The organism is Candidatus Neomarinimicrobiota bacterium, assembly GCA_036476315.1.
In the GTDB taxonomy this organism is placed as follows: Bacteria; Fidelibacterota; Marinisomatia; order Marinisomatales; family S15-B10; genus JAZGBI01.
The window spans coordinates 97,110-109,790 of the sequence record JAZGBI010000008.1 but is presented as its reverse complement, the minus strand read 5'-3'; the positions used below and the strand labels follow the sequence as shown (position 1 = coordinate 109,790).

The following is a 12,681-nucleotide window of genomic DNA, read 5'->3' as shown; positions in this document are numbered from 1 at the left end:
CCAGCAGCAAACTGAGTTTTTCCGATCTGATTATTACGGATGGTGGAAAACAAATGTCCTTCGAGGCTGACCAACTGGGTGAATATGTTTTCGATGTGGTGGTATCCGGTGAAGAAGGAGAAAAAGTAGCCTCTCAATCCTACGAGTTCCGCATTGGAGCACAGCCACCTGAAGTGGAGATTGAAACGGTGGCGGAAGCGGTACCGGATACGGTTTTGACTGAGCCAACGACTGAGGAAGAATTCATGCCGGATAAGGTGTTGACTGATCTGACTGAAGTAGTCTTTGAGGATGCGGCAAATGATTCCAAGGAGGTCACTGCAAGAGTCGAAACGACGGCAGAGATAGTGAGAGAGGAGGAACCACAGGCTCCTCCCCCACCACCTGAACCCATCAGAGGGACCAGGATACCCAAGGTCGAAGGCGAACTGACCATTCAGGTTTCATCTTGGCCCACTTTTGAACAGGCGGGGCGTCAGGCTGATGAAATGGTGAATCTGGGGTTTGATGCTTATGTTCAGGAAGCTTATTTCGAAGAAACGGACGAGTTTTGGTACCGTGTCAGGATCGGAACATTTACAAACTACGATGCCGCCCGGAATGCAGCCTCTGAAATCTCGTCGGTAATAAATATGGCAACATGGGTAGATCACGTTCGAACGGATATCCAAAAGGATTAAGGAGGGTAGTCAAATGGGTCCAATGAGTCTATACTTTGATGTTCGAGATATTCTTCGTGCTCCGCGACTGGCCTTGAGCGGTAAGAAGATATGGATAATGCTCTCGGCAAACATACCAGGATACGCCGCTTATTGGGTATTTTCCTATCTTTCTCTCCGCCTTGCCGGTATTCCATTAGGTGAGGCTTGGCATCGATACGGTCTATACCCCTGTCTTGTGGGAAACGAGGCAAACTGGATTGCCTATGCCCTGTGGATAATCGGCCTTCTGGTCTGGATTATCGCCCTGGTTCTGGGCTCGACGGCTGTGGCAAGGGTTACCTATAAACAGCTTAAAGGGGATGAATTCTACTCCTCGTCTGACGCCTGGAAATTCGTGAGGAAGCATTGGCATGCACCGGTATTCACACACGTGTCAATTGTGGTTATCGCAATATTCTTCGTTGTCATGGCCGCCCTCTTTGCCCTCATTGGAAAGATTCCTTACTTAGGTGAGTTGTTCTTCGGTATCCCATACCTCCTCTGGTTATTCGGCTCGGTATTTGTCATCTACACAGGTGTTGTGTTGACGATCTCCTTCTTTTTCACACCTGCCATTGTTGCCACTCTGGAAGAAGACACCATGGGAGCCGTTTTTCAGAATTACTCAATCACCTGGTCACAACCCTGGAGAATTGCTTTGTATCTTCCCCTGTTGGGTTGTCTGATTTACGCTGGATCGGTGGTATTCGGTCTGTTTCTAACAACGGGTTATGACCTCATCAACGCTGTATTCGGGCACAAGTGGCTTATGGGCTCCAAGTTGGCCCATATTGTTGGTTGGGCAACAGACACGGTGTTGGGGGACTCCTCCCCCGTATCATTGCTCCAGGGATTCCATCCGGGTTCACACTGGCATTTCGGTTTGCCCGACGCCGCGGCCACACTAAGCCCTCTGGAATATGTAGGAGGTTTCTTTGTCGCGGTCTCGCTGTTTCTCGTGGGTTCGACTCTCATATCGTATGCCCTCTCCATCGAGGTAGTGGGGGAAACGATCGCTCTAATCATCTTTAAGAAAAAGACAGATGAGGAAGACTTGCTCGAGAGAAAAGATGAAGAAGAACTCGAAGCCGAGGAGCAGGAACAGACAGAATGGCCTGAGGAAGACAAAGCGGAAAAAGCATCCGAGGGTGAGAACGGGGAAGAAAGTGAAGGGAAGGAAGAAGGTGAAAAGTGATTAGGATCGTCAGCGATGTTTCGAGTCAATAGGGGCCTCATGGCCCCTTTTTCTTATGATTTTCCTCCTGAAAGAGGAAAAGTGATTTCTTGACTGACAGCCCAGGAGGAAATTAACTTTCGCAGCTGAAATGAAGTTGAGAGGTACAGACATGCTGGAAGAGTCGGAGACACTCGCGTTGATGCTGGATGCCAGTGATCTTGGCCTCGACGACATGAATCTGGTTTCCGAGACGATTACCGTGGAAATGCGGGTAAATCAGACCGAATCAGATATTGTCATGAGAGCCAGGGCCACATTGGTAGCAAGAGAGACGTGTGACAGATGTCTTTCGCCCTTCGACAGTCGAATGGATGTGACATTTCAACTCATGCTTACAGAAAAGGAATTATTGCTCGAAGGGGGAAAGGATTCGGATATTTATTTTTTCCCTGCGAATGAGCAAGAACTGAATCTGGGACCTCCACTTAGAGATGCTATCCTTCTCGAGCGGTCCATGAAACAGGTCTGCAGCGAAACGTGCCGGGGCATCTGCCCCCAGTGCGGCACAAATCTTAACCAGGATACGTGTGATTGTGGAGAAAACGGGGTTGATGAAAGGTGGGCAGCTTTGAGGCAAATTAATTTATCGAGGACGGAGTAACCGTATGGCACTACCCAAGAGGAGACATTCCCGAGCCCGAGGGCGCAAGAGAAGAACACACTGGAAGGCCAAGAAACCTTCAATTACGATATGTCCTCAATGCAACCAACCCAAAATTCCTCACAGGGCCTGTCCCAACTGTGGATATTACAGGGGACGCCCCGTGATCACGCCATCCAGTAGCTAGTCCCTTTTTGCATGAAGATTGTCATCGATTCCATGGGAGGGGATCATGCCCCCCACGCCGTTATTAAGGGAACCATAGACGCCTTGAAGGAAACCAGAGGTGAACTCGACGTACTCCTGACAGGAAGCGAAGAGTTAATCAGGAAGGAATTGAGTGCTGCCGATTTCACTTCAGAACATCTGGAAATCCACCATACGACTCAACAGGTGGAGATGACCGATCCTCCTTCACAGGTTGTGAAAAAGAAACCTGACTCCTCACTGGTCACAGGCATTCGACTGGTTCGGGATGGAATAGGAGCTGCGTTTGTTAGTGCGGGCAGCACTGGCGCCGTCCTATCATCCGCCCTTTTTCTGCTGGGACGTATCGAAGGAGTCCTCAGACCTGCTCTGGGAGTATACTTTCCCGTAAGGCCCCGCGGGCTTGTACTGTGTGACATAGGTGCAAACGTGGAAGCTAAACCTCGGCATTTTCTTCAGTTCGCCATTATGGCATCTGAGTACATAAAACATATCTGGGAGGTGGAATACCCACGTATTGGTCTTCTCAACATTGGGGTGGAACCGACGAAAGGGACGGATGTTTACTTGGAAGTTCATAAATTGTTGAAGAACAATCTTCCGAACTTCCGAGGCAATATCGAAAGTCGACACTTGCTCGACGGTCTGGTGGATGTCGCGGTTTGCGACGGTTTTGTGGGGAACACTCTGGTCAAGTTTGCAGAGGGTTGGATTGGCCACGTGAGACAGGCCGTATTCCGGCAGCTGGATAAAACTGGACCGCCCGCAGCGGATAAGAAAATTCTTTCTAACCTTTTCACGCAGGTGATGCGAGAATATGAGTATGAGGAGTACGGGGGAGTTCCCCTCCTTGGCGTTAATGGGATCTGCATCGTGTGCCACGGGAGTTCTCCCCGCCGGGCCATCAAGAACGCCATACTGGCCGCAAGAAAATCGGTGGAAGAGCATCTTGTGGAGTCCATAAGGGAAGACATTTCCAGCACAGTTTCGCTTCTCAAATCATCCCGGTAGGATAGAGACCCTTTCATGAGAGCGTCCATTACTGCAACCGCAAAATATGCTCCCGATCGAATCCTGTCTAATGCCGATTTGGAGAAAATGGTGGACACCACAGACGAATGGATCATTTCCCGGACAGGAATCCGTGAACGGCGCATCGCGTCGAAAGGAGAAGTCACTTCATTTATGAGTACGGAAGTGGCGAAAATATTGCTGGAGAAGAGCGGAGTTGACCCTTCAGAAGTAGAGATAATCATAGTGGCCACAGTGACCCCCGATATGCTGTTTCCTTCCACAGCGGCACTCATTCAGGACAATATTGGGGCACGCAATGCCTGGGGATTCGATCTTTCGGCCGCCTGTTCCGGATTCATATTTGCTCTTGAGACAGGGGCAAAATTCATCGAATCGGGTCAGTACAGGAAAGTTATTGTCATTGGGGCAGATACCATGAGTTCCGTTGTAGACTATGAAGACCGGGAAACCTGTGTCCTTTTTGGCGATGGTGCGGGAGGCGTTCTGCTGGAACCTGCCGGTGAAGAAGACGGCATCCTCGACTCGCTGTTGTATCTGGATGGGAGCGGAGGTGATCTTCTCAAAATGCCCGCAGGTGGGAGTCTGCATCCCGCGTCTCGGGATACACTGGACAAACGAATGCATTTCCTGCAACAACGGGGGCGTCAGGTCTACAAATTCGCAGTCAAGGGAATGACTGAGGCTACGGAGGTTATTCTGACTCGCAACGGACTCACCGGTGAAGACATCCGGTTGTTCGTGCCTCATCAGGCAAACAAAAGGATCATTGACGCATGCTGCAGACGGCTGGGACTATCACCCGGCCAGGTGCTTGTCAACATCGACCGTTATGCAAACACAACGGCGGGAACCGTCCCCATTGCCCTTGCCGAAGCCGTTGAGACCAACCGGCTTGGTTCCGGGGAGTATGTCATCCTGGCCGCCTTTGGGGCTGGACTCACCTGGGGAAGCGTTCTTATCAGGTGGGGGGACTGCAAGTGAGCGAGACTGCTTTTCTCTTTCCCGGACAAGGATCTCAGAGGGTGGGAATGGGTCGTGATCTTTTTGACAAAACCGCCCTGGGCAGACAACTGTACAAAAAAGCGAACAAAATCATGGGTATGGATATCGCTTCCCTCTCCTTCAACGGTCCTTCTGAGGCATTAATGCGGACCGAATACACTCAACCGTCGATTTTCATTGTGAGCGTGATTCTGGCTAATCTTCTCATGGAACGGGGCGGCGTGCCACATTGCGGTGCAGGACACAGCCTGGGCGAGTACTCAGCTCTTACGGCGGCGGCCGTCTTTTCGTTTGAAGACGCTCTCAAACTGGTGAAAATCCGGGGACAAAGCATGCAGGACTCTGGTACCTCGAACCCGGGCACGATGGCTGCCATTATAGGGCTGGATGAGGAAAAAGTGTCAAGAATATGCGAGGAATCGTCCGGAGAAGGCGTCGTGGCACCTGCCAATTTCAATTCTCAGAATCAGATTGTAATTTCTGGCGACCTGAAATCGGTCCGACACGCAATCGAATTGGCCAAAGAGGCTGGAGCTGCCCGAGCGATTGAGTTGAAAGTTAGCGGCGCCTTTCATTCCCCGCTCATGTCATCAGCGAAGAAAGCGGTCAGAGAGGCCCTTGAAAACATAGAATTAAGGGAGGCAAGATTTCCAGTAGTCATGAATGTGACGGCGAGACGGACAACCGACCCAGATGAAATCAGGCGAAACTTGATAGACCAGATCGATCACCCGGTCAGGTGGCTGGAAACCATACAGGAGTTGAAAGATCTGAGGGTTACTCAATGCATTGAGGTAGGTCCCGGAAACGTCCTGAGGGGCCTGCTCAGACGAATAGACAGTTTTTTCTCTGCTTCGGGAGTGGAATCGTTGGAAACCTTGGAAAAGGTTGCCTGTGCCTGAGACTGGTGGAAGAGTGGCACTTGTGACGGGTGCTTCACGAGGTATTGGCCGGGCCATCGCCCAACTATTGGGTCGGAAGGGGATTAAAGTCATATGCGCCAGCAGGTCGATGGACGATCTTGAGGAAGTTGTGGGAACCATTGAAGAGGCCGGGGGAGAAGCCACGGCTGTTCCCCTGGACGTGACAGATTTCCGGAAATTCGAATCCTGCGTGCAGCAGGGCATTGAGAAATTCGGTACAGTCCACATTCTCGTTAATAACGCCGGAATTGTCCGAGACAAACTTATACTTCGAATGCGGGAAGAGGATTGGGATGAGGTTATTGAGGTTAATCTCAAAGGCTGTTTCCATGGGATCAGGGCCGTTGCATCCGCCATGATAAAGAACCGATACGGCCGGATCATCAATGTGACTTCACTGGTTGGCCTGACAGGAAATGCCGGGCAGTCAAATTACGCGTCATCCAAGGCGGGGATTATCGGGTTGACAAAGTCCGCTGCGAGAGAGCTCGCATCCCGCAATATCACGGTCAACGCCGTCGCCCCTGGGTATATACAGACGGAATTGACAGATCGGATTCCCGAAAACGTTAAGGAAAAACTTACAAGCCAAATACCTTTGAAGAGGATTGGACGTCCCGACGACGTGGCAGATCTCGTCCTGTTCCTGGCTTCGGACGAGGCCGGATATATCACCGGCCAGACAATCTCAGTAAACGGTGGACTTCATATGTAGAGGAGGTGGCAGATGTCCAGTTTCGAAAAAGTAAAAGAGGTGATCATGGACAAATTGGGGGCGGAGGAGAGTAAGATCACTCCCGAAGCCTCGTTTGTTGATGATCTTGGGGCGGATTCCCTCGATACCGTGGAATTGGTCATGCAGCTTGAAGAGGAATTCGGCATTGAGATTCCAGACGAAGAGGCCGAGAAGCTCACGACGGTCGAACAAGCTGTGAAGTATATCGATTCCCACGTATCAAAATAGATGAGGTGAAGCAAAGAGTGGTGGTCACCGGCATGGGAGTGGTGTCCCCTGTCGGTGTGGGAAAAGACGAGTTCTGGGACTCTTTGATCTCGGGTCGCAGTGGTATTGACCATGTGACCAAAATCGACGTGAGCGACATGTCGGTGAAAATCGGAGGAGAGGTCAAGAACCTTGATGTAGAGGCGCTCCTGTCCCGAAAAGAGATCGATCGCTTGGATGATTTTTCTATCTATGCTCTCGTAGCCGCAGACGAGACTTTGAAGGATGGTGAACTGGAAGACGGCATTGAGAACATGGATCGTTTCGGTGCAATCGTTGGGTCTGGAGTGGGGGGTCTCGAGACCATGGAAGAGCAGAGCATCCGGCTCAAGGAACGGGGACCGCGCGCCGTTTCCCCCTTCTTCATCACCAAATTCATTTCGGACATCGCGGCAGGTCAGATCTCGATGAAATGGGAACTCAAAGGCCCGAACTACGGTGTCGTTTCGGCATGCTCATCAGCCACACACGCCATCGGTAATGCCATGAGATTAATCCAGTACGGGGATGCTGACGTGGTCATCGCGGGGGGCGCCGAGGCGGCGCTCACTCGACTATCCTTCGCAGGTTTCTCCAGAATGCGGGCATTATCGGCCCGGAACGACGAACCACAAAAGGCATCTCGACCGTTCGATGCTGACAGAGACGGTTTCGTCATGAGCGAGGGAGCAGGACTCTTGATCGTGGAAGAGGCCGAGCATGCACTGAAACGGGGAGCAAGAATCTACGGTGAGTTGATAGGTTACGGGGCCACGGCGGATGCCTATCATGTCACGGCACCGGCACCGGGCGGAGAGGGGGCCATCCGGGCCATGCAACGGGCGATCTCCGACGCCGGAATTGATCTCGACCAGGTCGACTACGTCAATGCCCACGGAACGTCCACCCCTCTTAACGACAAAAATGAGACCATTGCGATTAAGGAAGTGTTTGGTGAGCACGCCGCCCGGCTCAGTGTGAGTTCGACTAAGTCCATGACCGGACATCTTCTGGGTGCCAGTGGAGGGATCGAGGCTATCGCCTCACTGCTCGCTATGAACCACGGCGTGATCCCTCCCACCATCAATTACGAAACACCAGATCCGGAATGTGATCTAAACTATACGCCTAATAGAGCCGTGAAGAAAGACATTGACTGTGTCATGTCGAATACCTTCGGATTCGGCGGTCACAACGCCGTTCTCCTCCTGAAACGGTGGAAAATGTAAGGTCGTTCCCCGGCAAGACCTTGAGACGCCTCAAGGGTCGTCTTTTTGCGCGTAAGTCGAAACTTACGCGGCTTCAGCATAAACTCGGTTACTTCTTTTCCAGCTCCGACCTTCTGGTTCAATCCATCACCCACAAATCGGTCCATTCAGATCTGAGAAAAAACTACGAACAACTGGAGTTTCTGGGAGATGCCATCATCGATTACCTTGTATCGAAAAGGCTTCTGCAGGAGTTTCCAGAGAGCAGCGAGGGTCTGTTGACAGAGAAACGTTCTGCCCTTGTGCAGAAAACATTTCTGGCGAAGATGGGGGACAAACTCGGCCTGCTACCGTCCATTTCGGCCGCGCCTTCCGTGGACCTGGATCAGGAGAAGGTCTCTCAAAATCAGCTTGCTAACGTATTCGAGGCAATTGTGGGCGCTATCTATCTTGACGGAGGGATCAAGCCCTGTGAACGCCTTGTGGAAACGTCAATTTGGAATCACCGACGGGAGGCCTGGCGCAGCATCAATCATAAAGGACTCCTCATCGAGTACTGCCAAGCCAAACAGATGGATGCCCCACGTTTCCTCGTCACGAAGACGACCGGACCGGAGCACCAGAAGGTATTTGAGGTAAGCGTGCAAGTTGGCAAGAAGAGGTTTCAGCCGGGCAATGGAAAATCAAAAAAAGCCGCTGAACAACAGGCGGCTCAAATAGCCCTCGAATCTATCGGGTTTTGGGAACCTATTCCTTCTTAGCCAGCCTGAGAATTTTATCCCTTAACTCGGCAGCGGCTTCATATTCCTCTTCTTCAATCGCCTTCTGTAACTGTTCTTCAAGGTAGTGCCTGGAATTCTCGCTACCGTGGCGCAGTTCTTCGAAACTCAAACCTGTCTCAGCCCCCTCCTCGACACCTGCCTCCCCCATGACCATCTCTGAGACGAAAATAGGGGAATCCAGGCGAAGAGCGATGGCAATGGCATCGCTTGGCCTGGTGTCAATGTCACAACGGCCGGAGTGATCTGACTCGACCCTGATCTCCGCGAAAAAGGTGCCGTCAGAAAGATGCGTGATGACTACCTGCTTTATGTTGACTTCCACTTCCTCCAGGATTGTGCTGATAAGATCGTGTGTCATGGGTCTGGGGGTTTCCACGTTTTCCAGGGCGAGAGCAATTGCCTGGGCCTCGAAGGAACCCACAATCACGGGAAGCTTCCTCCCCTGTCCCCCTATTTCCTGAAGAACGACGGCATACCCCTTGCTTGGGGGATAAAAGGAAATTTTTGTGACCTCGACTGGAATCATTGAACGTGTTTCAAAAAGACTTAAATTAATATAGGACGCCCAAGCACTGGATGCAATGTTATTTGGCGCGAAAGGCCATTTCTCAGCCCGAGAGTAAGCCTTTGAGCCGGTCGATTCTTACCACTGGCGTGGGATCGGTACGGTGCAGCATGGCCACCCAGAAACTGACCCAGTCACCCAGGTAGACAAGATAGAATAGCCTCTCCATCCGCGTCTCCCCGCGACTCTGAACACTGATCTGGGACTTCACCCCATTCCCGATGATTTCTCGAGTCAGTTCCTGTCGACGCTGAATTCGGGGATGATCACCACTGTCTGATATCCAGATGATGCACATCTTCTTGAGCAAATCAGGGTTGTTTTCAAATCCCACAATCTCGTTGTGATTCATCTCCGGTAACGAATGGTGAAATGCAACCATCTTGCCGTTTTCCTCAAGTTGCGTTCTCCATCGGAGGGCTACAATGGATGTTTCGTCCGCCACGCCGTAAATCACCGGCACACTATCGTATATCGTCCTGGCAATCGTGTACGCCAGGTTCTTTTCATGGGGCTCGCTGAATTCATTCCGCCAGAATCTCAAGTTCTCAGCTGCTGCGGATAGCGACACCTCAACGTCAGCTGAGACTAAGCCGATTCTCCTGAGGAAGTAAAGTCCCGGAATCACCAAATAACCCAGTGAGGCCCTCGGAGGAAGACCTGGCGGAATCGTAATCACAAGGTCGCTTCGACCCTTCAATCTTCTCTTCAACCTTCCCCCGGATGTAATCCCCACCAATTTAGCCTTTCGGTTCAAGGCATCGTCAAGGCAGGATAACGTCTCTTCCGTATTGCCCGAATAGCTCAGCAGAATGACAAGGTTAGTGTCATCGACCCAGGGCGGCAGACGGTAATTCCGGGTCACGGTGACGGGGATATCTGAAGCCAGTGAAATGAGAAATGCCATCATATCACCGGCGATTGCCGATCCCCCCATTCCCGCTATGGCCAGGCCCCCATCAGATTTGTAATCCTCATGAGGCTTGATCTTCCTCCCGATCTCCATTGCTTCATCCATCTGGTCGGGGAAATTGTAGATCAGGCCAAACATGTCGTCTTGATCGATGGACCGGAAGTTTTCAGCCAGCACGGCGCCTCTCACCTCTCTCTCGCCATGAGCATATTCACAAAATGATCGAGATTCTGCCTGGCCTCTACAGGGAATAGATCCAGTTTGGCCCGCGAAAGGCTGAGAATTCGCCTGATCTCATTTTTGGCCTCCCCCATCACTCCGGATTCTTCAAAGTAGACCCGCATTGCGGGGAGTGCTTCCGACTCGAGGTTTTCTCCTTTCAAGGATGTCATCAACCGATTCCAGGCGTCGGAATCTTTTTCAAGCGCCCTGCACGTGAGATAAGTTTTTTTCCCCGTGGCCACATCGCTTCCCAGGCTCTTTCCCATCGTCTCAACATCGGAATAAATCTCCAGGACATCATCTTGAATCTGAAAAGCCTGACCCAGCAGCTCTCCAAACAGGCCGATCTCCCTTTCCTTCTCCTGTGACGCTTTTCCGAGTATTGCACCCAACTGGCAACAGAGCGAGAGGAGGGTGGCTGTTTTCAGTCGTATCATGTTGAGATACTCTTTCAGTATCACGTCCTCGCGTGATTCGAAAGATTTATCGAGCGCCTGACCTTCGCACAGTTTCACCGTTGCCACGTTCAAGGCCCGGACACATGCGAGAGGATTCGACTTCACCTTGGCCAACTCTCCGTAGGCCATTGCAAAAAGTACGTCACCTGTGAGGATTGCCGTCGATTCATCCCACTTTCGGAAGACAGAAGGCAGACCGTGGCGTAAATCGTCCTGATCCATGATATCGTCATGAATCAGTGAGAAATTGTGAAGAATCTCCACTGAGAGAGCAGCGGGCAGTGCGACGTCCTCGGACACTCTAAACAATCTGGCCACAAGTAATAGAAGGGTGGGCCGTAGACGCTTCCCTTGTCCCTTGAGCACATATTGGACGGGACCGTAAAGATAGTCCGGTTCCTGGCTTCGGACGAGTGATCTCAGCTCCGTGTCAATCCGAGACCGATAGTCACGTATCGTTGATTGAAATTCAGTGGGATTCATCCGGTATGGAGATCTCCCCCATCTCCTGAATCTTTCCAAGTACCAAGGACTTGATTTCTTCCATGCGTTCTTGTGAGTTCGCCTCGAATCTGCAGACAATGACCGGCTGAGTATTTGAGGCCCGAACCAGACCCCAGCCGTCACGGAACTTGACTCGCACACCGTCAATATCGAGACAGTCATAGTTCGATTTGAAAAAGTCAGATGCTCGCTCGGCGATTCGAAACTTCTCTTCGTCGGTCGGACATTCCAACCTCATCTCAGGCGTGGAATAGTACCGGGGTAATTCACCAATCAGCTCAGAGAGCTTCTTCCCCTGGCGAGATAATGTCTGAATCAACCGGACCGAAACATATACGGCGTCGTCGTACCCGAAGTAGTCGTCCGCCATGAACAGATGACCGCTCATCTCTCCACCGAATTTACACCCCAACTCTTTCATCTTTTGCTTGATCAGGGAATGTCCGGTCTTCCATATGACCGGTTTTCCTTTATGCCGGAGGATTTCCTCTTCGAGAGCTTGTGAGCACTTAACGTCAAAAAGAATCTCATCGCCCGGTTCGACAATTTCGGGAAGAAAAAGACACATGATTTTGTCCGCCCACACTATGTTTCCGTTCTCGTCCACCACCCCAATTCGATCCGCGTCCCCATCATAAGCCACGCCAACGTCAAAACTCCCCTCACTCATCAAATCAGTAAGATCACTCAGATTTTCCGGAATCGTGGGATCCGGGTGATGATTGGGAAAAGATCCGTCTGCATCGCAGTACAATTCCTCCAGAGCGATACCCAGTTCCCGGAAAAGCCTGGGTGCCACGAGACACGCAGCAGCATTGCCGCAATCCATTGCCACCTTCAACTTTCGCTCCAGGTTGATCTTATCCAGAATCATTTCCATATAATCCTCAAGGATGGGATAGCTTATTTCCGTTCCGGTTCCCGACTCGAAATCGTGGCTTTCGACGAGCTGGCGTAATTCCTGAATCTGTGCGCCGTAGACGGCCCCCTTGCCAAAAGACATTTTGAAGCCGTTCATTTCCGGAGGATTGTGACTGCCCGTGATCTGCACAGCCCCGGCGACATTGAGTTTCCACATGCTGTAGTAATTCACGGGTGTCGGAACCGTACCGATATCAAGGACGTCGGTCGAAGTATCGAGAACGCCCTCCTTGAACATCTCTTTTAGCCCCGGAGTGGACAGACGAACGTCACCGCTGAGACTGATTTCCCTGCCTCCGCGTCTTCTGACAAAGGTCCCGAAAGCTCGACCCAGATCTCTGACGAGTTCGTCCGGGAAATCTTCAGCGACCCTTCCCCGGATGTCGTACTCTCGAAAAACGTAAGGATTAACGGACATGA

Annotated in this window: 15 protein-coding genes; 11 read left to right on the top strand and 4 right to left on the bottom strand. The window is 51.4% G+C overall.

The features are described 5' to 3' along the window. From V3U24_00990 to rnc, 11 genes are all read left to right on the top strand, one after another. The coding region (locus V3U24_00990) for an SPOR domain-containing protein (GenBank protein MEE9166030.1) at positions 1–680 on the top strand (680 nt) is incomplete at its 5' end. Positions 681–693: 13 nt separating this feature from the next. After that, the gene (locus V3U24_00985) at positions 694–1,896 is read left to right on the top strand and encodes a hypothetical protein (GenBank protein ID MEE9166029.1); all 1,203 of its coding nucleotides are present in this window, start codon (positions 694–696) and stop codon (positions 1,894–1,896) included. Between the two features lie 130 nt (positions 1,897–2,026). Beyond that, a complete protein-coding gene (locus V3U24_00980; GenBank protein ID MEE9166028.1) occupies positions 2,027–2,539 on the top strand; it encodes a DUF177 domain-containing protein in 513 nt (170 codons plus the stop codon). A 4-nt stretch (positions 2,540–2,543) separates the two neighbouring features. Then, positions 2,544–2,726 (top strand): 50S ribosomal protein L32, encoded by a 183-nt coding sequence (gene rpmF, locus V3U24_00975; GenBank protein ID MEE9166027.1) that lies wholly within the window; start codon positions 2,544–2,546, stop codon positions 2,724–2,726. An 11-nt stretch (positions 2,727–2,737) separates the two neighbouring features. Continuing rightward, positions 2,738–3,757, top strand: a complete 1,020-nt coding sequence (gene plsX / locus V3U24_00970; protein MEE9166026.1) for a phosphate acyltransferase PlsX — start codon at positions 2,738–2,740, stop codon at positions 3,755–3,757. Positions 3,758–3,772: 15 nt separating this feature from the next. Further along, positions 3,773–4,762 carry a beta-ketoacyl-ACP synthase III gene (locus tag V3U24_00965; GenBank protein MEE9166025.1) on the top strand — a complete coding sequence of 330 codons (990 nt, stop codon included), beginning with the start codon at positions 3,773–3,775 and terminating at the stop codon, positions 4,760–4,762. Continuing rightward, the gene (gene fabD, locus V3U24_00960; protein MEE9166024.1) at positions 4,759–5,685 is read left to right on the top strand and encodes an ACP S-malonyltransferase; all 927 of its coding nucleotides are present in this window, start codon (positions 4,759–4,761) and stop codon (positions 5,683–5,685) included. Before V3U24_00965 ends, fabD begins: the two co-directional genes overlap by 4 nt. Continuing rightward, positions 5,678–6,421 carry a 3-oxoacyl-[acyl-carrier-protein] reductase gene (fabG, locus tag V3U24_00955; protein MEE9166023.1) on the top strand — a complete coding sequence of 248 codons (744 nt, stop codon included), beginning with the start codon at positions 5,678–5,680 and terminating at the stop codon, positions 6,419–6,421. Before fabD ends, fabG begins: the two co-directional genes overlap by 8 nt. Before the next feature lie 12 nt (positions 6,422–6,433). Next, on the top strand, positions 6,434–6,670 hold the full coding sequence (gene acpP / locus V3U24_00950) for an acyl carrier protein (protein ID MEE9166022.1): 237 nt from the start codon (positions 6,434–6,436) through the stop codon (positions 6,668–6,670). A 5-nt stretch (positions 6,671–6,675) separates the two neighbouring features. Beyond that, complete coding sequence (fabF, locus tag V3U24_00945) at positions 6,676–7,917, top strand: beta-ketoacyl-ACP synthase II (protein ID MEE9166021.1); 1,242 nt, start codon at positions 6,676–6,678, stop codon at positions 7,915–7,917. A gap of 20 nt (positions 7,918–7,937) precedes the next feature. Beyond that, positions 7,938–8,657 (top strand): ribonuclease III, encoded by a 720-nt coding sequence (gene rnc / locus V3U24_00940; protein ID MEE9166020.1) that lies wholly within the window; start codon positions 7,938–7,940, stop codon positions 8,655–8,657. Here rnc and V3U24_00935 read toward each other — a convergent pair. From V3U24_00935 to V3U24_00920, 4 genes are all read right to left on the bottom strand, one after another. Then, complete coding sequence (locus V3U24_00935) at positions 8,644–9,204, bottom strand: bifunctional nuclease family protein (protein MEE9166019.1); 561 nt, start codon at positions 9,202–9,204, stop codon at positions 8,644–8,646. The two genes, rnc and V3U24_00935, sit on opposite strands and share 14 nt — an antisense overlap. Before the next feature lie 82 nt (positions 9,205–9,286). Next, positions 9,287–10,345 (bottom strand): bifunctional phosphoglucose/phosphomannose isomerase, encoded by a 1,059-nt coding sequence (locus tag V3U24_00930; protein ID MEE9166018.1) that lies wholly within the window; start codon positions 10,343–10,345, stop codon positions 9,287–9,289. Further along, positions 10,342–11,319 carry a polyprenyl synthetase family protein gene (locus V3U24_00925; GenBank protein ID MEE9166017.1) on the bottom strand — a complete coding sequence of 326 codons (978 nt, stop codon included), beginning with the start codon at positions 11,317–11,319 and terminating at the stop codon, positions 10,342–10,344. The genes V3U24_00930 and V3U24_00925 overlap by 4 nt, the downstream gene beginning before the upstream one ends. Beyond that, positions 11,306–12,679: a phosphomannomutase/phosphoglucomutase gene (locus V3U24_00920; protein ID MEE9166016.1), complete on the bottom strand. Its 1,374-nt coding sequence runs from the start codon at positions 12,677–12,679 to the stop codon at positions 11,306–11,308. The genes V3U24_00925 and V3U24_00920 overlap by 14 nt, the downstream gene beginning before the upstream one ends. Between the last annotated feature and the right edge of the window lie 2 nt (positions 12,680–12,681).

Excerpts from the sequence above, each read along its gene's own strand:
- V3U24_00935 (MEE9166019.1), bottom strand. The coding sequence starts at position 9,204 with ATGATTCCAGTCGAGGTCACAAAAATTTCCTTTTATCCCCCAAGCAAG.
- V3U24_00925 (MEE9166017.1), bottom strand. The coding sequence starts at position 11,319 with ATGAATCCCACTGAATTTCAATCAACGATACGTGACTATCGGTCTCGG.
- V3U24_00985 (MEE9166029.1), top strand. The coding sequence starts at position 694 with ATGGGTCCAATGAGTCTATACTTTGATGTTCGAGATATTCTTCGTGCT.
- V3U24_00980 (MEE9166028.1), top strand. The coding sequence starts at position 2,027 with ATGAAGTTGAGAGGTACAGACATGCTGGAAGAGTCGGAGACACTCGCG.
- plsX (MEE9166026.1), top strand. The coding sequence starts at position 2,738 with ATGAAGATTGTCATCGATTCCATGGGAGGGGATCATGCCCCCCACGCC.
- V3U24_00965 (MEE9166025.1), top strand. The coding sequence starts at position 3,773 with ATGAGAGCGTCCATTACTGCAACCGCAAAATATGCTCCCGATCGAATC.
- acpP (MEE9166022.1), top strand. The coding sequence starts at position 6,434 with ATGTCCAGTTTCGAAAAAGTAAAAGAGGTGATCATGGACAAATTGGGG.
- rpmF (MEE9166027.1), top strand. The coding sequence starts at position 2,544 with ATGGCACTACCCAAGAGGAGACATTCCCGAGCCCGAGGGCGCAAGAGA.
- V3U24_00920 (MEE9166016.1), bottom strand. The coding sequence starts at position 12,679 with ATGTCCGTTAATCCTTACGTTTTTCGAGAGTACGACATCCGGGGAAGG.